Below are 20,061 nucleotides of genomic sequence, written 5' to 3'. Positions count from 1 at the left end.
CTTAGATATTCCAGAGGTCCAGGTCGGTTGGCTCGTCGTGCTCCCGCTTGAGCTCTGTATCGAATCCGCGGACGTACAGTTCGCCCGCCCAGACGGTGCCGGCGTTCAGGTGGCCGGCAATCGCTTCGCCGTCGGGCCGTGAGAGAACGGCGTGGGTGTGGGCGAACCGCTCCCCGTCCAGCTGCGAGATGTTGCCCATACAGGCGGCGACTTCCAGCGGTTCGTCGAAGGTCACCGAGTCGTACTCGGTCCGGTCCTGGTCGTAGAACATGAGCTCCGCGTCTTGGACCGCCCCGAGCCCGTAGAAGAAGCCGGCGTCGATGCCCTGTTCGTCCGCGAAGGCCTCGATTTCGCCCCGCCAGTCCGCGCCGTGTGCCAGTCGGCAGACGTACTCGGACGTACTGTCGACTTCCCGGTAATCCATATACGTACTCGATGGCAGGCCGCTCCAAAAGCGTTGCTTTCGGTGCGACCGTTTATATCCGAGGCCGGGATTACCGCCGCCGTGACGTAGCCACGACCCGGCGCGCTCAGCGATTGCGCGGCACACCGCGCCGGGACCGACCCGTGCCGCCTGTTCGCCATTGTGTCGGGACAGACGACCGACCGGCGTTATCCCGGCAGCGACACCCGACTGACCGGATGGTTCCGGTCGGCGTCGTAGAACGAGAGTTCGTCGACGGTCCACCGGATCGGCTCGATGTCCCGCTCGACCAGCCGAGCGGCCGCGTCGCGGTCCCCGCCGCGGGCGACGGTTACGTGCGGGACGTACGCGTCGCCCTCCATTTCGTCGACCGGGTCGACCCGCTCGCAGAGCCGCTCGTGCAGGGCGACAAGCCCCGGGCTCTCGACGGCGAGATACACCACCGGTGATGGACCGGTCACGGCCGTCTCGAACTGCTCGACGCCCGAAATCCGCGCCTCGAACGCCGACTGGCCGCGAAGCGCCTCACGTCCCTGCGCTTCCAGCCGTGCGTAGGCCGTGTGGTCGCCGCCGCCCAGTCGCTTGGCGACCAGCGTGTGATCGCCCCGTCCCCGCCGCTGTGCGAGCGGCAGGTCCGCCGCGAGGTCGGCCGCCAGCGACGTGACTGCCGACGGGAGCGGGACGTTGATGCTGTACACAGTGGGCGCTCGTCCGCTGTGGGCAAAAAGAGCGCGGTCCTACAGCCGGTCGAGCAGCCACAGGACGATGAGGACGATCAGAATCACGCCGAGGAACGGCTGTAGTATGCCGAGCAGGCCGGTCAACAGCCCGAGCGCTGTATCGAGCACTTCGAGCCCTAGCCAGACCACAATGAGGACAAGGACAATCTTCAGCAGAGTGTCCACGTCGAGTTTGGCTCTGTCCATGCTCGATAGGATTCCCTCGCGGGGCAAACCCCTTGTGGCCATGGGGGCAGGCGATCCAGTCCAACCACCAAACTTGCCTGGGATGTAAGGCCCCTGACTATCAGTTCACACAATCGGCAATAAACGATATACCTGGTGAGGGGATAGCCGCGGTAGGATGGGCCGGAGCGCTGGAACGCTAGTAGTCGTATTCGTCGCGATAGCATTGCTTGTACCGACAGCGACCGGAGTCGGTTTCGGCAGCCTCGGCCAGCAGTCCGTCGACGCGGATGTGGTCGTGATGACGGCGGACGTGGACTCCGATGGAACGGCCGACTGGACGGTCGCCTACCGAATTCGACTCGACGACGATAACGCAACGCAGGCATTCGAGGACCTGCGGACGGATATTCAGGCCAACCCGTCGGCGTACACGGACCGCTTCGAGAACCGGATGCAGGACACTGCCGGGGCAGCCGAAAACACGACCGGCCGCGAGATGGCCATCGAGAACGTCACCGTGAGCGCGCGCGAGGAGACGTTCGGCCAGACGTACGGCGTCATCACCTATCGGTTCCAGTGGACGAACTTCGCCGGCGTCTCCGGCGACCGCATCGAAATCGGCGACGCGCTCTCGGGGCTGTTTCTGGACAGCGAGACCTCGTTGACCGTGCGCTGGCCGGCGGACTATCAGGCTGACTCCGTCGCGCCACAGGCCGACGAACGGGAGAACGCCTCTGTCACCTGGCGCGGCCAGCAGACGTTCGGGGAAAACGAGCCGCGAGTGGTCGTCAGTCCGGGGGACGCCGCTGACGGGGAGGACGAATCGAACGGACTCCTCGTCGGCGGACTCCTCGCGCTGGTCGGTATCGCCGCCGCAGCGTATGCCCTTCGCCGGTACGGCGTGCTCGGCGGCGGTAAGCCGGCCGAACCGCCGGCGTCGATGGTCGACTCGGACGAGTCTGAAGCGGAGCCGGCCGCCGTGACGGACGCCGACGCTGGCGCACCACCGGCCGAACTCCTGAGCAACGAGGAGCAGGTCCTGCAACTGCTCGAATCCAACGGCGGGCGGCTCAAACAGCAGCAGGTGGCCGGCGAACTTGACTGGACCGACGCCAAGACGAGTCAGGTCATCGGGGGCCTGCGCGACGAAGACAAAGTCGAGACGTTCCGCATCGGCCGCGAGAACGTGGTGACGCTGCCGGACACCGACGTGACTGGTGGGGAGGGTGACGGGAGCGACGGAGCCGACAGCGGCGGCGAAACCCAGTGATAAAGGAACCGACCGTTTACTGGAATCTGCCGTCTCATATCACTGCTGTCGGGCGGTTTTAATTCGGCTTAATCGGCGCTAACCCGGCATCACTGACTCCTATTTATAGGGTGTTCGGTGGTCAAGTAACGGCTATAATGAGACGAGCCACTCCGGTATTGCTGGCAGTCGTGCTCGTGGTGAGCACGCTCGCCGCGGTGCCCGCCGCGACGATGGCACAGGAGACTGAAACGGTGACCGAACAGGCCGACGAGAACGCGACGCCCCCCGGCGCACAGCTGGCGGGCGTCGTCAGCGTGCAGGAAGCCGAACTTGACGGTGAGGTCCAGTCCCGGACGTTCGGGGTCCGCATCGCGCAGGCGAACACTGACGACGCGAAGGCGTCCGTCGTCGCCGACCAGGTGAACGACTCCGAGGCCCGGCTCGCGGAACTCCAACAGCGCAAGCAGGCGCTCGCCGAGGCCCGCGAGAACGGCTCGATGAGGGAGGGCGAGTACCGGGCGAAGGCTGCACAGCTCCACGCCGAAACGAAGAACGTCCAGCGACTGGCTAACGAAACGAACGAAACCGCCAGCCAGCTCCCCGCCGAAGCCCTGGATAGGCAGGGCGTCGACGCGGCGGCAATCAAGACCCTCTCACAGCGCGCGAGCGAACTGAGTGGTCCGGACGTCGCCGCTATCGCACAGGGTATCGCCGGGCCGAACGTCGGACAGCAGGCTCGACCTGACGCTGCCAGCGACCGTGGCGGCGATGCGGTGAACCGCTCCGAGGCAGACGACCGTCCCGGGGTCGAGCGGGAACGAACTCAGGCAGGTGAACGGACAGACGATATCGATGCCACGCCGGCCAACGAGACGGCCACCGATGGCGGTGAAACTGAGCCGCCGACCGACGTCGGGTCCGACACTGTCGACGCTGGCCAATAGCACAAAAGAAGTCGAAGATACTGTTTAACCTCGTCACACAGCGGTCTGCGTGTCGCTACTGGCCGCTACGGGCGACGCGATGGCTACTGTGTCCATGTGTCTGGGGACCATACACACGCCACTGTGAACACGGAAACTATTAGTACCCGAGTCACACAGCAGAAAGTACATGAAGCGGACCTCTCGCTCCACGATGCTCGCTGCGGACAGCGAGGGGTCCCTCCGTTTCTCCCCACGACGACGACCGGGCCGTTTCTAGGCCCACTACTACTTACTCTTCATTCGACAGGTTCGTTTCGCCGCTAGACGCCGTCGTCGTCGGTTCGATGGGATACTCGATCTGTTGTTCGATCGAGAAACCGACAGGCACACCACGGAACCAATTCAGAACACATCCATGCCAGAAGGAAACGGAACCGTCGCGCTCGCCTTCTCGGGCGGGCTCGACACGACAGTCTGCGTATCGCTGCTGAAAGAAGAGTACGGCTACGACGAGGTCATCGGCGTCACCGTCGACGTCGGCCAGCCCGACTACGAGTTCGAGGAGGCCGAGGAGACCGCCGAAGCGCTGGGCGTCGAACAGCACGTCGTCGACGCCACCGAGGAGTTCGCGGACCTCTGTATGGAGGCCGTCAAGGCTAACGCCGACTATCAGGGCTACCCGCTCGGAACCGCCCTCGCGCGCCCGGTCATCGCCAAGGCCATTCTCTCAGTCGCCGAGGAAGAGGGTTGTTCGGCCGTCGCCCACGGCTGTACCGGCAAGGGCAACGACCAACTGCGCTTCGAGGCTGTCTGGCGCGACTCCGATCTCGATGTCATCGCGCCGGTGCGTGAACTCGGGCTGACCCGCGAGTGGGAAAACGAGTACGCCGCGGAGAAGGGCCTGCCCGTCGAGGGCGGCGACGGCGGCCGCTACTCCATCGACACGAACCTCTGGAGCCGCTCCATCGAGGGCTCCGAACTCGAAGACCCGAGCACTATCCCAGCCGACGACATCTACAAGTGGACCGACAATCCCTCCGACAAGGACGCCGAACTGGTTGAAGTCGAGTTTGAGGACGGCGTTCCGGTTGCCATCGACGGCGACGAACTCGGCGGCGTCGAACTCATCGAGCAACTCAACGCGCAGGCAGGTGCCCACGGCATCGGCCGCACGGACATGATGGAAGACCGCATGCTCGGGCTCAAGGTCCGCGAGAACTACGAACACCCAGCGGCCACCGTCCTGCTGACGGCCCACGAGGCGCTTGAAGGGCTGGTGCTCACACAAGAGGAACGCCAGTTCAAGGCCCAGGTCGACCAGGAGTGGTCCCAGAAGGCCTACCAGGGCCTCGTCGACGCGCCGCTGACGGGGGCGCTCGAAGCGTTCATCGACGACACCAACGAGCGCGTCACCGGTACCGTCACGGTCAAACTCGAAGGCGGTCACTGCCGCCCGGTCTCCCGCGAGTCCGACTACGCCGTCTACAGCGAGTCGGCGGCCTCGTTCAACGAGGAGGACGTCTCCGGCGGGATCACCCAGCAAGACGCCACCGGCGTTGCGAAGTACCACGGCTTCCAGTCCCGCCTCGCGAACAAGATCCTCGACGACGCGAAGAAGGGCGCTGCCGTAACGGACGGCAGCGGCGACCAATCTGACGCCGCGACTGAGGACACGGAGGAGTAAGCGAATGAGCGACGGCGAGGACCACGAGACGGCGGACGCGGACCACGCGGCCACAGCGGGCGACGCCGACCGAAGCGGCGAGACGGTCGTCCGCCGCGACCGCTTCGCGGGCGGGCCCGCCCGGTCGTTCCTCTCCTCGCTGTCCGACGACGAGCGCATCTTCGCGGCCGACCTGGCCGTCGACCGCGCCCACGTCGTGATGTTGGCCGAACAGGAGATCATCGACCGCGAGACGGCCGGCGACGTGCTGGCCGCGCTCGCGGACGTGGAAGACGCGGGCCACGGTGCGCTGCCCGACGGCGAGGATGTCCACGAAGCCATCGAGAGTGCGGTCATCGAGCGCGTCGGCCCGGACGGCGGGAAGATGCACACCGCTCGCTCGCGCAACGACGAGGTGGCGGCCTGCATCCGCTACCGCCTGCGCGAAGACGTTCTGGACCTCGTCGAGACCGTCGTCGGTGCCCGCGAGCAACTCATCGAGGTGGCTCGTGCCGAGCGCGAAACGGTGATGCCGGGCTACACGCATCTCCAGCCTGCCCAGCCGACCACGGTCGCCCACTGGGTGCTGTCCTACGAGCAGGCGCTCCAGCGCGACACCGCGCGCCTGCTGGACGCCTACGAGCGCGTCAACCAGAACCCGCTCGGGTCGGCCGCGTTCGCCGGGACGCCCTTCGACGTGGACCGCGAGCGCACGGCCGAGTTGCTCGGGTTCGAGGGCGTCGCCGAGAATTCGATGGATGCCTCGGCGACGCGGGATTTCCTCGTCGAGACGACCAGCGCTGTCGCGACGCTGGCGACGAACCTGTCGGGGCTGTCCGAGGACGTGGTCGTGATGGCGAGCAAGGGCCACGTCACCCTCGACGACGACTACGCCTCGACCTCCTCGATCATGCCCCAGAAGAAGAACCCCGACACGCTGGAGCTGGTCCGCGGTCGGACGGGTGACGCCGTCGCCGGGCTGAACGGCCTGCTGACCAATCTGAAGGGCCAGCCCCGGGCGTACAACCGCGACCTGCAGCGCGCCGGTCGCCACGCTTGGGACGCCATCGACAGCGTCACCGAGAGCGTGGCAGTCGCCGCGGGCGCGGTCGCAACCGCTGACTGGCCTGCCGAGACGCTCGAAGCCGCAGCCACTGATGGCTTTGCGACGGCGACTGGCGTGGCGGACTTGCTGGCGATGGCCGGTGTGCCGTTCCGCACGGCCCACGAGGTCGTTGCCGAGGCCGCCGCCGGTCTGGGGTCCGAGGAAGACGCGCCCGACTACGAGGCACTGTCGGCCGTCGCCGAGGACGTGCTGGGCGAGCCTCTGTCAGCCTACGTCGACCGCGACGCGCTGGAGGACGCACTTGACCCAGCGGAAAGTGTCGCGATGCGGGACTCTCGCGGTGGCCCGGCCCCCGACGCCGTCGCCGAGCAGGTGTCGGTAGCCGAAGACGCACTCGCCGCCGACAGCGAGGCACTGACTGACCGCTGGCAAGCGGTTTCACAGGCGGCTGACCGCCGCCAGACGGAGGTGGACCGATATGTCTGACCGACCACCGTCCCCTCGCGGGACAATTATACCATACTTCTGATACACGATTCGGAAACGTGGCGGATTTGGAGCTTTGATACGATTAGAAGGCAGTATATCTTGTTAAACTATTCTGATATGTTCGAAGGCTTTAAGTGGATCCCTGTCACAGGATGAACTACAATGGCAGAATGCATCGAGTGCGGGGCGGACGTGTCCCTGCACGACAACCTCGAAGTCGGAGAGATCGTTGACTGTGCCACCTGCGGTGCCGAACTGGAAGTCGTTGGCGCCGACCCTGTCGAGCTCGACAGCGCACCCGAGCTCGAAGAGGACTGGGGTGAGTGAGGTGTTCGCGGTGGCGCGGCGCTCGGCGCCGTACGTGACCGTGGCGCTCGACGCTGCGAGCCGCGAACCCACGGAGGACTCAGTATGAAAGTCGGACTCCTCTACTCGCGCATCCGCCGGGACGAGAAGCTACTCCTGTCGGAACTGCGCGAGCGCGACCACGAGATCGAGAAAATAGACGTTCGCAAACAGCAGTTCAATATCCACGAGGCCCCCGAGGCCTTCGAGGATCTGGACATCGTCGTCGACCGCTGTCTGGCGACCAGTCGTAGCGTGTACGCGACGAAGTTCGCGGAGGCCTACGGCGTGCCGGTCGTCAACGGTCCCGAGGTCGCCGACACCTGTGCGGACAAGGTCAACAACAGCCTCGCGTTAGAGGCCGCGGGCGTGCCGACGCCCAACACCGACGTGGCGTTCACGAAGGACGCCGCGCTGGAATCCATCGAGAAGTTCGGCTACCCCTGCGTCCTCAAACCCGTTGTCGGCTCGTGGGGTCGCCTGATGGCGAAGATCGACTCCCGCTCGGCCGCTGAGGCTATCCTCGAACACAAGGAGACACTTGGCCACTACGAGCACAAGATCTTCTACGTCCAGGAGTTCGTCGACAAGCCCGGCCGCGACATGCGCGTGCTGGCCGTCGACGGCGAGCCCATCGCGGCGATGGTCCGCTCCTCGGACCACTGGCTCACCAACGCCGCCAAGGGCGCTGAAACCGACGAGTTCGAACTGGACGACCGCGCACTGGAACTGGTCGAGAAGGCCTCCGACGCGGTCGGTGGCGGCCTGCTCGGTATCGACCTGATGGAGGTCGGGGTATCGGAGAGCGATACCGAAGGCGGGCGTAAGTTCGAGGACTACACGGTCCACGAGGTCAACCACACCGTCGAGTTCAAGGCCTTGAACGAGGTCACCGACGTGGACGTGCCCGCGAAGGTCGTCGACTGGCTCGAACAGAAAGCGGCGACCGAGACTGACGCCGAGGTGACAGCATGACGTACACCGCGAGTGTCGTCGGCGGCTCCGGATTCACCGGCGGGGAACTGCTTCGCATCCTCGACGGTCACCCCGAGTTCGAACTGGCACAGGCGACCAGCCGCTCGAAGGAGAACAAGACTATCGGACACTCGCACCCGAACCTTCGCCACTCGGACCTGCGCTTCTCCTCGCCGGCGGACCTGGAGTCGGTCGACGTGCTGTTCGCCGCGACGCCCCACGGCGTCTCGATGGAGCAGATCGATGCCTTCCAGGAGGCCGCCGGCACGGTCGTCGACCTCTCGGCGGACTTCCGACTCGATTCGGAGGCCCAGTACGACGAGTGGTACGACGGGCACACGCGCCCGGAACTGCTCGACCAGAGCGAGTACGCCCTGCCGGAACTCAACCGCGACAATCTCGAAGGGGCCGACCTCATCGCCTCCGGCGGCTGTAACGCCACGGCGACGATTTTGGGCCTGCTCCCGCTGTTCGAGGCCGACATCCTTTCCGGCGACGAGCAGGTCGTCGTCGACGTGAAAGTCGGCTCCAGCGAGGGCGGGGCCGGCGGCGGCGAGGCATCCTCGCATCCGGAGCGCTCGGGCGTCGTCCGCCCGTACGCGCCCACGGGCCACCGCCACGAGGCCGAGATTCAGCAGTTCCTCGGTCTCGACGTGTCTTTCACCGTCCACGCGGTGGACATGATCCGCGGCGCGAGCGCGACCTGCCACGTCTTTCCGGAGGGCCCGGTTTCGAAGGGCGACCTCTGGGGGGCCTACCGCGGCGAGTACGAGGACGAACCGTTCGTCGAACTCGTCGCCGGCGGCGGTGGCGTCTACCGCTACCCTGAGCCCAAGTCGGTCGCGGGGACGAACCGCGCCGAGGTCGGCTTCGAACTCGACCCCGGCAACAAGCGACTGGTCGTGTTCTCGGCCATCGACAACATGATGAAAGGGTCGGCGGGCCAGGCGGTCCACGCGGCCAACGTCGCCCTCGGCATCGAAGAGACGGCGGGCCTGGAGTTCCAGGGGCTCCACCCCGTCGGCGCACCGTAACTCCTGGAGGTTGTTTTTATGACAGTAGTTATCAAAGTCGGAGGCGCTCGCGCGGTCGACCCCGCGGGGGCGCTTGCGGACGTGGCATCGTTAGTGGCCGATGGTGAGCGCGTCGTCGTCGTACACGGCGGCTCCACCAAAGTCGACGAGACGCTCGAACGGCTCGGCGTCGAGCCCGAATACGTCGAGACGCCGTCGGGCGTCGTCGGCCGGTTCACCGACGAGACCACGATGGAGGTGTTCGAGATGGCCTTCGGCCACCTGAACACCCAGCTCGTCGCCGGCCTCCAGAGCGAGGGTGTCGACGCGGTCGGGCTCAACGGCGTCGACGGCAAACTGCTCTACGGACCGCGCAAGTCCGCAGTGCGGGTCGTCGAGGACGGCAAAAAGAAGATTCGCCGTGGTGACCACTCGGGCACCATCAAGCAGGTCAACGGCGACCTGCTGGAGTCGCTGCTCAACGACGGGTACACGCCCGTCGCTGCGCCGCCGATGGCCGGCGAGGATAGCGAGGCGCGGAGCGCCTCGGACGAGTCGAGCGGCGATGAGCCGCGAGACCACGGCGAAGTGATTCCCGTCAACACCGACGCCGACCGCTCGGCCGCGGCGATTGCCGGCGAACTCGACGCGCAGTTGGTGCTGTTGACCGACGTGGAGGGCGTCTACGCGGACCCAGATGACCCGTCGACGCTCATCAAGTCGGTCGAGACGGCAAGCGACTGGGCCGCCCTCGAAGCCGCTGCTGAGGGGTTCATGGGCCGTAAAATCATGGCCGCCGAGGAGGCGCTCGACGGCGGCGCACCCGAGGTCGTGGTGGCCGACGCCAACGCCGACGAGCCGATTCTGTCGGCGCTCGACGGCGACGGGACCCACGTCCACGCGAGCGCACTCGAACAGGACACAGACCAGACAGCGACGGAGGAACAATGAGCGGATTCGTCTTCAACGAGAAACCCATCCAGATCGAACGTGGCGACGGTGCCTACGTCTACGACGACGGCGGCACAGAGTATCTAGACATGGGCGCGTCCTACGCCTGTGTCCCGCTTGGCCACGGCCATCCGGCGGTCCAGAGCGCCGTCAGCGACCAGCTAGAGAAGATCACGTACGTCCAGGCGTCGTATCCGAACGCCGAGCGGACGGCGCTGTACGACCTGCTCGCCGACACCGCGCCGGATCCGATAGACAAGACCTGGCTCTGTAACTCCGGGACCGAGGCCAACGAGGCCGCGCTGAAGTTCGCCCGGTCGGCGACGGGGGACTCGAAAATCGTCGCGACGATGCAGGGCTTTCACGGCCGGACGATGGGCGCGCTGGCGACGACGTGGAAGAACAAGTACAAGAAGCCCTACGAGCCGCTCATCGGCGACGTGGAGTTCGTCCCCTACGACGACAGCGAGGCGCTGGACGAGGCCGTCGACGAGGACACGGCCGCGTTCATCGTCGAACCGGTTCAGGGCGAGGGCGGCATCAACCCGGCCTCGGACGGCTATCTCGAAGACGCCCGGGAGATAACCGAGGACGCGGGGGCCGCGCTCATCTTCGACGAGGTCCAGACCGGGATGGGCCGGACCGGTGCGCTGTGGAACTCACAGCGTGCCGCCGTCGCGCCGGACATGATAACCGCGGCGAAGGGGCTTGGCAACGGCCTCCCCGTCGGCGCGACGCTGTGCCGCGACTGGATCGCCGAGAACTACGGCTCCCACGCCTCGACGTTCTCCGGCGGGCCGGTCATCTCGGCGGCCGCCGGCGCGACCGTTTCGACCGTCATCGACGACGATGTTCCAGCAAACGCCGCTGCGATGGGCGATTACCTCCAGACGGAACTGGAGGCTGCCATCGGCGACGACGTGCGGGACATCCGCGGTGAGGGCCTGATGATCGGCGTCGAGGTCGGCCGCGGGGCGAACGCGGCCCTGAAGGAACTCGCGCTGAACCACCAAGTGCTCGCGCTGCCGGCCGGCCGCACGGTCGTCCGCCTGCTTCCGCCGTTGACCATCGACGAGGACCACGCCGACGCCGTCGTCGAGGCGATGACGGAGGTGCTGGGATGAGCGAGACCGCGACCCGCGAGGCCGACACCGAGGCCCGCGACCTGCTCGAAGCCATCGTCCGCACGCCCTCCGTCACCCCCGAGGAGGCGGCGGCGGCCGAGCGCCTGGCCGAGTTCTTCGAGGCCCACGACCGCGAGGTGTGGATCGACGAGGTCGGCAACGTCCGCGCGCCTGCAGACGACGGCGTCCTGCTCACGTCCCACATCGACACCGTCCCGGGTGACATCCCGGTCCGTGTCGAGGAGACCGACGAGGGCGACGTGCTGTGGGGCCGCGGCAGCGTCGACGCGAAGGGGCCGCTGTGTGCGATGGCCGTCACGGCCGTCCGCACCGGAGCCTCCTTCGTCGGCGTCGTCGGCGAGGAAGTCGACTCGAAGGGTGCCCGCCATCTGGTTGAGGACCGCGAGACGGCACCCGATGCCGTCATCAACGGCGAACCCTCCGGCTGGGAGGGCATCACGCTCGGCTACCGCGGCCTGCTGGCCGGAACGTACGTCGCCACCAGCGAGTCCGGCCACTCCTCGCGCCCGGAGAACAACGCCATTCAGGACGCCATCGACTGGTGGTCGGCGGTCGACGACGAGTTCGAGACCGACGAGTGGCACCCCGTCTTCGAACGCGTCACCTGCAAGCCCGTCGACTTCAAGGGCGGCACGTCCAGCGACGGGCTGAGCGTCGAAGCGACGATGGACGTCCAACTGCGGGTTCCGCCGGAGTACAGCACCGACGAGATCCGGGAGATTGCCGACGGATTCCTGGAGAACGGCACGGTCAACTGGGACGACAAGGTCGAGCCGGTGATGCAGAGCCCCCGGACCAGCGCCGCCCGGGCGTTCCGGGCCGCGATCAGGAAGCAGGGCGGCGAGCCCACGCTGCTTCGCAAGACCGGCACCAGCGACATGAACGTCTACGCGAAGGCGTGGGACTGTCCGATGGTGACCTACGGGCCTGGCGACTCCGACCTCGATCACGCACCGAACGAGCACCTCCCGCTCGACGAATACGACCGCTCCGTCGCGGTGCTGGAAACCGCGACCGAACGCCTGCTGGAGGACTGACATGGACATACTCGACGTCGACGACCTCACGACCGACGAACTGGCGACCGTCCTCGACCGCGCCGCGGCCATCAAGGCCGATCACGGCGAGGGGAGTCCGAGCGACCTGCTGGACCAGCAGACGCTCGGCATGATATTCGAGAAGCCGTCGACCCGGACCCGGGTCTCCTTCGAGACGGGGATGACGCAACTGGGCGGCCACGCCGTGTTCCTCGGTCCCGACGACATCCACCTGGGCCACGGCGAACCGGTCAAGGACACCGCCCGCGCGCTCGGGCGCTACGTCGATTTCATCATGGCCCGCGTGTTCGACCACGCGGACGCCGAGGAGTTGGCCGAATACGCCGAGGTCCCGGTCATCAACGGGCTGACCGACGACGCCCACCCCTGCCAGACGCTCGCCGACCTGCTGACCATCCGCGAGCGGTTCGGCGACTTCGAGGACGTCTCCGTCGCGTGGGTCGGCGACGGCAACAACGTTTGCCAGTCCTTCGTCATCGGCGCGGCGATGGTCGGACTGGACCTCACTGTCGCCACCCCGGAGGGCTACGGCATCTCCGATGACGTGGCCGACCGCGCCGCCGCCTTCGGCAACGCGCCCGAGACGACCCACGACCCCGAGGCCGCCGTCGCCGACGCCGACGTGGTGTACTCCGACGTGTGGGTCAGCATGGGCCAGGAGGACCAGCGCGGCCAGAAACTCGAAGACTTCGAGGGCTTCCAGATCACGACGGACCTGCTCGAAGATCGGCCGTTCATGCACTGCCTGCCCGCCCACCGCGGCGAGGAGGTCACCGACGACGCCATCGAGTCGGACAACGCCATCGTCTGGGCGCAGGCAGAGAACCGCCTGCACGCTCAGAAGGGGTTGTTGGTGTGGCTGTCTGAGCAGGCGTAGACCCGTCCCGAACGGGAAAACGTGGCCTAGAGAAACACCGACGAGGCCCGCTTGACGAAGTCAACTGGATCTGACCTGAGCTGATCGACGTACCTGAGCGGGTCGGATTTGACGGCCTCGATGGACATCCGGCCGTTTCTGGCGACGCGGGTCAGATACCCTTGCTGGAGCATCCGGTTTTGCTCCTTGCTGTAGACGGGTTTGTTCGTCTGCATAGCGATCGTTCGGGCCTGGGAGTGTGAGCTCTCGATGAACAGCTTGGCGTCCGAAGACCCGTACACCTCGGCCTTGTACTCGCCGTGGTTGCCCGCAGCGACCCGCGTAGCCTTGTCCGGGTACTGCATCATCACCAGCTCGTCGTACTCGATTCCGTGCTCGTCGAGCCAGGCGGCGGTCTCGCTGCGATACTTCTCCAGTCGGCAGGTGACGATCTGCCCGATTTCCACCGAGGGAACACAGATCGGGTCGACAGTCGAGATAAACTCCCGGTATTTCGGCCCGTCGTCGTTCTCTTCGGGCGTCGGGTCACGACAGAGGATGCCGTCAAGGTCGACACAGGAGTCCACGAGGAAGTCGTGGTGCATCATGTTCCACTCGAATACTCTCGGGAACGGCAGGGTCTGGGCGTAGGTATCGACGAACCGCTCGGACCCCTCGTCCACGTACACAGCGCCGTAGTACACGTCCGCGGACAGATCAAACCCGTCAATGGTCGACTGCGCATCGGTCATTTCGCTCCCGGTGTAGACGGTGTCGTCGACGACCAGTATCGTCGAGAACTCCGAGAGGTCGAACTCACCGTCGTACCGTTCCCCCGTCTGTAGGAGTCTGCCCTCCCGCAACCCGTCGATATCCGTCATCGGGAGATTGAGATGCAGCGAAAGTAAGTTTGACACTAGCATCCCACTTCTGGGTATTCCGACGATCAGATCCAGGTCGTCTGGTAGATCGACGATCCACTCCTGCGTATCAGCACTGAGGTGGTCGAAACTCCTGTAGTTCATTGGTTTCTGGGATCGGGAAGTATTAGCATCCTCGTCGTAGCTCGGACACCACGAGGAGAAATGCGCTTACTTCTTTTTAAAGTGACATTAGCCAGTGAGTATTAATGCTTTTGATATGTACTCCGACGAGACATTCTTATGCGGATATAGGTGATCTGTGGCAGCTCTGGTTCGTATGAGGACAATCTCCACCCGAAACAGCACCCTTTTCGATAGGTTTGGTACTGTTTTACACAGTACTAGTTACTATTGGAATCCTGCTAGCTGGTCCCGCTAGCTGAAACAGTAACTATACCTACATATTCGACAACTGTTTACAGGGGTCTGTTTCCCGAGCCGCTGCCGACAGCTCGGAACCGGATGGAAGCGGACAGCGACGATTCCGTCGCGGTGAGGTTGAGGTAACGACCCAGTTTATCCGGGTTGGAATAATACAGAGGGGTATGTCTGTCAACCCCTCTCCGGACCAGTTCCACGAGCTGATGGTCGACGACGAACCGAACCTCTCGGACGTGATGGCCTGTGTTTTCGGCGTTCAGGAACACGAAGTACGGACGTACCAGACATTGCTTGAGACTCCTGCAAGCACCGTCGAGGAACTCGCTGACGAACTCGGTCGGGACCGCTCGAACGTCAACCGGTCGCTATCGACGCTTCGCGAGAAGGGGCTCGCGACGCGGAAACGGCGGTTGCTCGACGGCGGCGGCCATGTGTACCAGTACACCGCGACACCGCTGTCGGAGGCCCGCGAACTGATGCACGAGACCCTCGACGAGTGGACTGTCGCGGTCCATCACCGTATCGACGAGTTCGACGCCAGGCCCAGCGAGTGATAGCTGCCGCGCCGTGAACGCTGGCAGTATAGCCGACAACCGTCCGACTTTTGCCCACTGGGAGCATGGTCCCGACAATGGCTGACCTGCAACTCACCGACGACGTGCCGCCGGTTGCCGATGACGGCGTCTGGCTGGCCTGCATCGAGTGTGGTGAGACGTTCGCTCCCTTCGACGAGATTCGCTACACCTGCGACGACTGTGACGGTCTGCTCGAGGTCCGCTACGACGACCTGCCGACCTTCGACAAGTTCGAGGGGTCGGGGGTCTGGCGGTACAACGCCGCCCTGCCCTTCGAAGAGGGTGTCACGCTCCCCGAGGGTGACACGCCGCTGCACGAGATGCCGCGCCTGAAAGACGACATCGGCGTCGACGCGCTCCGCGTGAAACACGAGGGGATGAACCCCACCGGCTCGTTCAAGGACCGCGGCATGACCGTCGGTGTCCGGGTCGCCCAGGAGGTCGGCGTCGACCGACTGGCCTGTGCCTCGACGGGCAATACCTCCGCGGCGCTTGCGGCCTACGGCGCTCGCGGCGGGATGGAGACGCTCGTCCTTCTGCCCGCCGGGAAGGTCGCGGCCGGCAAAATCGCACAGGCGAGCCTCCACCGCGCGCGCATCCTCGAAGTCGACGGCAACTTCGATCAGTGTCTCGACATCGTGCAGGACCTCGCCGCCCGCGGCGATGCCTACCTCCTGAACTCGCTGAACCCCTTCCGTCTGGAGGGCCAGAAGACCATCGGGCTGGAAATCATGGAGGAGTTCTACGCCGACAACGGCGAGTACCCGGACCGAATCGTCCTGCCGGTCGGCAACGCCGGCAACACCGCGGCGCTGTACAAGTGCTTCCGCGAACTCGTCAAGGCCGGCGCAATCACCGAAGATCAGGTGCCCAAACTCACCGGCGTCCAGGCCGAGGGGGCCGCCCCGATGGTCGAGGCCATCGAGAACGGGTACGAGGACACCCGCCGCTGGGAGGACGTCGAGACCCGCGCGACCGCCATCCGCATCGGCAATCCGGTCAACGCGCCGAAGGCGCTGCCGGGCATCCGGGAGACCGGCGGCACCGCCGTCGCCGTCTCCGACGAGGAGATCACCGAAGCGCAGCGCGACATCGCTGGGGAGGGAGTCGGCGTCGAACCGGCTTCCGCGGCATCCGTCGCCGGCCTCCGGAAACTCCGGCGCGAGGGCGAGGTCGGTAGCGACGAGTCGGTCGTCTGCCTGACCACGGGCCACCTGCTCAAAGACCCCGAGGCGGCTGCCGAGGCCGGGAACGAGCCGGAGCCGGTCGAAAACAGCACCGAAGCCGTGCTGGACCTCATCGAAGAACCGTCGTCGGTCGCCCAGACGGTTCGCCGACAGGCGTCGAAGGCCGCCGACGCGCCGCTGGTCCCGGCGCTGGTCGCCGGCGGCCTCGGCGTCGCGTACCTCTACCGAAAGTTCCTCTCGAAGAAGTAACGCCGGCGAGCGCGGTCGCAAACCGCTCCGCGGCTGTACTGGTGCCCCCGGCGGAAAACTGACTGCACCGGCGCTCCGTTCGATATTTTCCCGCCACCTACCCAGTAGAAATATCTATCTGCCACGGAAATAGCGAGCCGATGGACGAACGGACCCGTGGTGCGACGGGAGCGCCGTACCGGACCACTGCCGTCGAGACGCCGCTTGTACTGGGGACGCCACCGGCTCGGGTGGTGCTGTGACGGGCGTCTACGAACGGGCGCTGGGCGAGGCCGCGGCCGACCTCCATCCGAAGGTCCGCGACCGCTACAGTCTCGGCCCCGACGACGGGACCGTCTGTGTCGGCCGCGGCGAGATGGACATCACCCGCGGCACGCTGGTGCTGCCCGCGCTGTACGCGATGACGACGCAGAATATGCTGTTTCCCGAAGCCGGCGAGGACGTGCCGTTTTCGGTGACGACGGTGGCCTACACGACGGACGGCGGTCACGAGGCGATGACGACCCGCCGCGCCTTCGACTTCGGCGACACCACCCGCCTGTTCGACTCGCTGACCGTCTGGGACGCCGAGGCCGAGCGACTGCTCGATTTCCTTGGGACACAGGGCCGGATCGCCAGCGAACTCCACCCGCGGGTTGAGGACGGCGCGCTCGTGGTCGCTGGCGGCCGCCAGTGGGCTCGTCTGGGCGACCGCTATGTGCCCTTGCCGGGGCCGCTGGCCGCCGATGTCGAGGTGCGAGACCGCTACGATGAGGATGATGAACGCTACCACGTCACCGCGACCGTCGAGAACGACCTCGTGGGTCACATGCTCGGCTATCGGGGGACGTTCACGCAGGACCAGACTGCCAGCGACGGGACGCCCGACGACCTCCGAATCGTCCGCGGGCTCGACCGGCTCCCGCCACGATGAGCGACCGCGCCGGCGGGTCCCGGCAGCCAGCGCCCGGCAGCGTCACCCAGCCGGCCATCGGGAGCATCGCCGTGGCGGACTTGAGTGCGGCGCTCGGGGCGGTGGCCTGGCTGGCGCTGACTGTCGCTGGCGAACTGACCGCCATCGAACGGGCGCTCGCACTCGCGCCGCTCGTGCTGGTCCCGCTCGCGCTCCGAACGGCGGCGACCGGGGCGTTTCAGGGGCCTGCGAACCGGTTCACGACCACAGCCATCTGGCTCCAGCCGGTCGGCGCACTCCTGTTTGCGGTATCGCTGGTCGTTCCGTCACCAGCACTGCTGGCCGCCGCGATCGCAACGCCGTGGCTTGCGGTCACCGGCCTCCTCGGACTCGCCGCGCTCGCACGGACCCGGGTTCGGAGCGGCCTGACGCTCCCGGAGACGGCTATCGACGCCGGCTTCGCCTACGTCTCAGTTGGCGCGGTCGCGCTCCTGCTGGCCCATCTCGACCTGACGTTCTGGTTCGACCGCGTCATCATTCGACTGACGGCGGTCCATTTCCACTACGCCGGGTTCGTCCTCCCGGTCGCGGCGGGACTGACCGGACGACACCTCGGTGACCGCTCGCGGGGATTCCGCACCGTTGCGGGTGTCATCCTCGTCGGCCCGGCGCTCATCGCGGTCGGCATCGCCTTCTCGCCGCTGGTGGAGGTCGTCGCAGTGAGTCTCTTCACCGTCGCCGTCGCGGCCTTCGGCGTCGTGGTCCTGCGTCGCGTCGCCCTCACCTGCCCTCGACCGCAAGGGGTCTTGCTTGGCATCGCGGCCGTGGCGCTCCCGATTTCGATGGCGCTCGCGCTCGGCTACGGGGTGTCGACGTTCACCGGCCGCTCGCTGGGTCTGACGATTTCGACGATGGTCGCGCTCCACGGCTCGCTCAACGCCTTCGGGTTCGGGCTGTGTGCGACGCTCGGGTGGCGGCTCTCGGTCCAGTGACGCCGGTCAGTGCTCCGCTCGCTCCGGCTCTAACCGGTAGCGCGTCGTCTCCTGTCCGTCGAACCGGGGGCCGTTTCCGGTGGAGGTGAACCCGACCGCCTCGACGGCGGCCCGGACTTCTGACTCGTCTTCCGGCAGCAGTAGCTCCACGGACATGTGTTCCCGGCGCGCGAACTCGATAGGGTCGGTCAGGAGTACTTCGCAGGCGTCGCTCGACCCGGCCAGTTGCGTTACGTGGACGGTCCCACGCTCGGCGTCGAAGCTCACGAACCCCACGATGTCGTCGTCCTCCTCGGCCACGCGGACGGTGCGGTCGTGAACGAGGTTCTGCATCACGTCCGGCGGCCCGTCAGCGAGGGCGGCCAGTCGCTCGGCGTCGTCCTCGATAGCGTCGCGGATATCCATGCATATGTGTGGGAACCCCACGCAAATAAACGGTGTGTCGGACGCTTCGGGTCGCGTTCGCTTCCGTAGCAATAGGTCGTCACGCGACGGACTCTGTCGGGTCCTGCCGACAGTGCGGTGTGGAAACAGATGGACACAGTTATCCCGAGCGACGGATAACGCGAGGGCAATGACTCACGTACACATGGACACGGTGGTAGCATGCGCGTAGTCGCCAAGTTCGGTGGGACGAGCCTCGGCAGCGGCGACCGCATCAACCGGGCCGCTGACTCGATTGCTGCGGCCGTCCAGCAGGGCCACGAGGTCGCGGTCGTCGCCTCGGCGATGGGCAACACGACCGACGAACTGCTCGACGAGATCAACTACGACGCCGACTCCGCGGACCGCGCCGAAATCGTCTCGATGGGCGAACGGACCTCCGTTCGGATGCTCAAGGGCGCACTCGCCGCCCGCGGTATCGAGGCCGTCTTCCTCGAACCCGGCAGCGAGGACTGGCCGATCATCACCGACGAGTACGGCGAGGTCGACGTCGAGGAGACACAGAAGCGTGCCCACGCGCTGGCCGGCCAGCTCAAGGACGTCGTCCCGGTCATCACCGGCTTCCTCGCCGAAGATTATCAGGGCAACGTGACGACGCTCGGCCGCGGCGGCTCCGACACGAGCGCCGTGATGATGGGCGACTACATGGACGCCGACGAAGTTGTCATCGTCACCGACGTCGAGGGTGTCATGACCGGGGACCCGCGTGTCGTCGAAGGCGCTCGGAACGTCGGCAAAATCTCTGTCGACGAGCTCCGTTCGCTGTCCTTCCGCGGGGCCGAGGTGGTCGCGCCGTCGGCGCTATCATACAAGAGCGACGACCTCGGCGTTCGCGTCGTCCACTACCAGCACGGCGACCTGCTCTCCGGTGGCACGTCCATCGAGGGCGAGTTCCAGAACCTCATCGACCTGCAGGAACAGCCAATCGCCTGCGTCACCGTTGCCGGCCGCGCTATCCGGAACAGCCCGGGCATCCTCGCGGACCTGTCAGGCGCTATCGCCGACGAGGAGATAAATATCGAGGCCAACTCCTCGGGGATGGACTCGCTGACGTTCTACGTCGACGAAGACGACGCCGAGGAAGCCGAGGCGCTGCTGCACGCCCGTATCGTCGACGACGAGACGCTCTCGTCGGTCACCGTCGAGGACGATATCGCCGTCATCCGTGTCACCGGCGGCGATCCGAGCCAGTCGGCGCTCGCCCATCAGGTCGTCGAACCGCTGGCCGACGCGCACATCCACCTCTACGACGTGATTACGTCCGCGACGTCGGTCTCCGTGTTCGTCCCGTGGGAGGACCGCGAACAGGCCCTCTCGCTCGTGCAGGACGTATTCTGATCGCTGGGT

Annotated in this window: 21 protein-coding genes; 16 read left to right on the top strand and 5 right to left on the bottom strand. The window is 66.0% G+C overall.

Translation table 11 applies throughout. The features are described from left to right. Nucleotide 1: 1 nt before the first annotated feature. The 3 genes from ACNO8S_RS15415 to ACNO8S_RS15405 all read right to left on the bottom strand — a co-directional run bounded on the left by ACNO8S_RS15415 (nt 2) and on the right by ACNO8S_RS15405 (nt 1,350). Nucleotides 2–424, bottom strand: a complete 423-nt coding sequence (locus ACNO8S_RS15415) for a PPC domain-containing DNA-binding protein (protein WP_014041695.1) — start codon at nt 422–424, stop codon at nt 2–4. A 188-nt stretch (nt 425–612) separates the two neighbouring features. After that, nucleotides 613–1,122: a 2'-5' RNA ligase family protein gene (locus ACNO8S_RS15410; protein ID WP_371726985.1), complete on the bottom strand. Its 510-nt coding sequence runs from the start codon at nt 1,120–1,122 to the stop codon at nt 613–615. 39 nt (nt 1,123–1,161) lie between these two features. After that, nucleotides 1,162–1,350, bottom strand: a complete 189-nt coding sequence (locus ACNO8S_RS15405; protein ID WP_014041693.1) for a DUF7554 family protein — start codon at nt 1,348–1,350, stop codon at nt 1,162–1,164. A 157-nt stretch (nt 1,351–1,507) separates the two neighbouring features. Here ACNO8S_RS15405 and ACNO8S_RS15400 point away from each other — a divergent pair, with 157 nt between their 5' ends. From ACNO8S_RS15400 to argF, 11 genes are all read left to right on the top strand, one after another. Continuing rightward, the gene (locus ACNO8S_RS15400; protein ID WP_064288548.1) at nt 1,508–2,602 is read left to right on the top strand and encodes a helix-turn-helix transcriptional regulator; all 1,095 of its coding nucleotides are present in this window, start codon (nt 1,508–1,510) and stop codon (nt 2,600–2,602) included. 137 nt (nt 2,603–2,739) lie between these two features. Continuing rightward, the gene (locus tag ACNO8S_RS15395) at nt 2,740–3,528 is read left to right on the top strand and encodes a hypothetical protein (protein ID WP_191907461.1); all 789 of its coding nucleotides are present in this window, start codon (nt 2,740–2,742) and stop codon (nt 3,526–3,528) included. 397 nt (nt 3,529–3,925) lie between these two features. Continuing rightward, nucleotides 3,926–5,194: an argininosuccinate synthase gene (locus ACNO8S_RS15390; RefSeq protein ID WP_420182238.1), complete on the top strand. Its 1,269-nt coding sequence runs from the start codon at nt 3,926–3,928 to the stop codon at nt 5,192–5,194. A 4-nt stretch (nt 5,195–5,198) separates the two neighbouring features. Further along, a complete protein-coding gene (argH, locus tag ACNO8S_RS15385; protein WP_050037274.1) occupies nt 5,199–6,725 on the top strand; it encodes an argininosuccinate lyase in 1,527 nt (508 codons plus the stop codon). Nucleotides 6,726–6,890: 165 nt separating this feature from the next. After that, entirely contained in the window at nt 6,891–7,055 is a 165-nt protein-coding gene (gene lysW, locus ACNO8S_RS15380) for a lysine biosynthesis protein LysW (protein WP_004959888.1), read from the top strand. Nucleotides 7,056–7,139: 84 nt separating this feature from the next. Continuing rightward, nucleotides 7,140–8,048 (top strand): lysine biosynthesis protein LysX, encoded by a 909-nt coding sequence (lysX, locus tag ACNO8S_RS15375; protein WP_064288551.1) that lies wholly within the window; start codon nt 7,140–7,142, stop codon nt 8,046–8,048. Next, the gene (gene argC / locus ACNO8S_RS15370) at nt 8,045–9,082 is read left to right on the top strand and encodes an N-acetyl-gamma-glutamyl-phosphate reductase (RefSeq protein ID WP_008307210.1); all 1,038 of its coding nucleotides are present in this window, start codon (nt 8,045–8,047) and stop codon (nt 9,080–9,082) included. The genes lysX and argC overlap by 4 nt, the downstream gene beginning before the upstream one ends. Nucleotides 9,083–9,100: 18 nt before the next feature. Then, nucleotides 9,101–10,012: an acetylglutamate/acetylaminoadipate kinase gene (locus ACNO8S_RS15365; RefSeq protein WP_420182237.1), complete on the top strand. Its 912-nt coding sequence runs from the start codon at nt 9,101–9,103 to the stop codon at nt 10,010–10,012. Then, nucleotides 10,009–11,136 carry an aspartate aminotransferase family protein gene (locus ACNO8S_RS15360; protein ID WP_420182236.1) on the top strand — a complete coding sequence of 376 codons (1,128 nt, stop codon included), beginning with the start codon at nt 10,009–10,011 and terminating at the stop codon, nt 11,134–11,136. The genes ACNO8S_RS15365 and ACNO8S_RS15360 overlap by 4 nt, the downstream gene beginning before the upstream one ends. Continuing rightward, entirely contained in the window at nt 11,133–12,194 is a 1,062-nt protein-coding gene (locus tag ACNO8S_RS15355; RefSeq protein WP_420182235.1) for a [LysW]-lysine hydrolase, read from the top strand. The genes ACNO8S_RS15360 and ACNO8S_RS15355 overlap by 4 nt, the downstream gene beginning before the upstream one ends. 1 nt (nt 12,195) lies before the next feature. Beyond that, nucleotides 12,196–13,092, top strand: a complete 897-nt coding sequence (gene argF, locus ACNO8S_RS15350) for an ornithine carbamoyltransferase (RefSeq protein ID WP_014041683.1) — start codon at nt 12,196–12,198, stop codon at nt 13,090–13,092. Nucleotides 13,093–13,118: 26 nt separating this feature from the next. Here the strand turns inward: argF and ACNO8S_RS15345 are convergent, their stop codons facing one another. Next, nucleotides 13,119–14,096 (bottom strand): orotate phosphoribosyltransferase, encoded by a 978-nt coding sequence (locus ACNO8S_RS15345; RefSeq protein WP_050037269.1) that lies wholly within the window; start codon nt 14,094–14,096, stop codon nt 13,119–13,121. A gap of 443 nt (nt 14,097–14,539) precedes the next feature. On the opposite strand from ACNO8S_RS15345, the gene ACNO8S_RS15340 reads away from it, so the two are divergent. The 4 genes from ACNO8S_RS15340 (at nt 14,540) to ACNO8S_RS15325 (ending at nt 18,270) form a co-directional block, all read left to right on the top strand. After that, complete coding sequence (locus ACNO8S_RS15340) at nt 14,540–14,929, top strand: helix-turn-helix domain-containing protein (protein WP_004959860.1); 390 nt, start codon at nt 14,540–14,542, stop codon at nt 14,927–14,929. 65 nt (nt 14,930–14,994) lie between these two features. Then, nucleotides 14,995–16,386 carry a threonine synthase gene (thrC, locus tag ACNO8S_RS15335; RefSeq protein WP_420182234.1) on the top strand — a complete coding sequence of 464 codons (1,392 nt, stop codon included), beginning with the start codon at nt 14,995–14,997 and terminating at the stop codon, nt 16,384–16,386. A gap of 238 nt (nt 16,387–16,624) precedes the next feature. Beyond that, nucleotides 16,625–17,299, top strand: coding sequence for a DUF4166 domain-containing protein (locus ACNO8S_RS15330; protein ID WP_420182233.1), 675 nt, complete (start codon nt 16,625–16,627; stop codon nt 17,297–17,299). Further along, nucleotides 17,296–18,270, top strand: coding sequence for a YndJ family protein (locus tag ACNO8S_RS15325; protein ID WP_420182232.1), 975 nt, complete (start codon nt 17,296–17,298; stop codon nt 18,268–18,270). The genes ACNO8S_RS15330 and ACNO8S_RS15325 overlap by 4 nt, the downstream gene beginning before the upstream one ends. Nucleotides 18,271–18,276: 6 nt before the next feature. Here the strand turns inward: ACNO8S_RS15325 and ACNO8S_RS15320 are convergent, their stop codons facing one another. Next, entirely contained in the window at nt 18,277–18,675 is a 399-nt protein-coding gene (locus tag ACNO8S_RS15320; protein ID WP_008307220.1) for a hypothetical protein, read from the bottom strand. A 201-nt stretch (nt 18,676–18,876) separates the two neighbouring features. On the opposite strand from ACNO8S_RS15320, the gene ACNO8S_RS15315 reads away from it, so the two are divergent. Next, nucleotides 18,877–20,052, top strand: a complete 1,176-nt coding sequence (locus ACNO8S_RS15315; protein ID WP_014041676.1) for an aspartate kinase — start codon at nt 18,877–18,879, stop codon at nt 20,050–20,052. Nucleotides 20,053–20,061: the final 9 nt, after the last annotated feature.

It is taken from the genome of Haloarcula sp. KBTZ06 (genome assembly GCF_048595605.1).
Lineage (GTDB): Archaea > Halobacteriota > Halobacteria > Halobacteriales > Haloarculaceae > Haloarcula > Haloarcula hispanica.
This window is presented reverse-complemented; position numbering and strand designations above follow the sequence as displayed.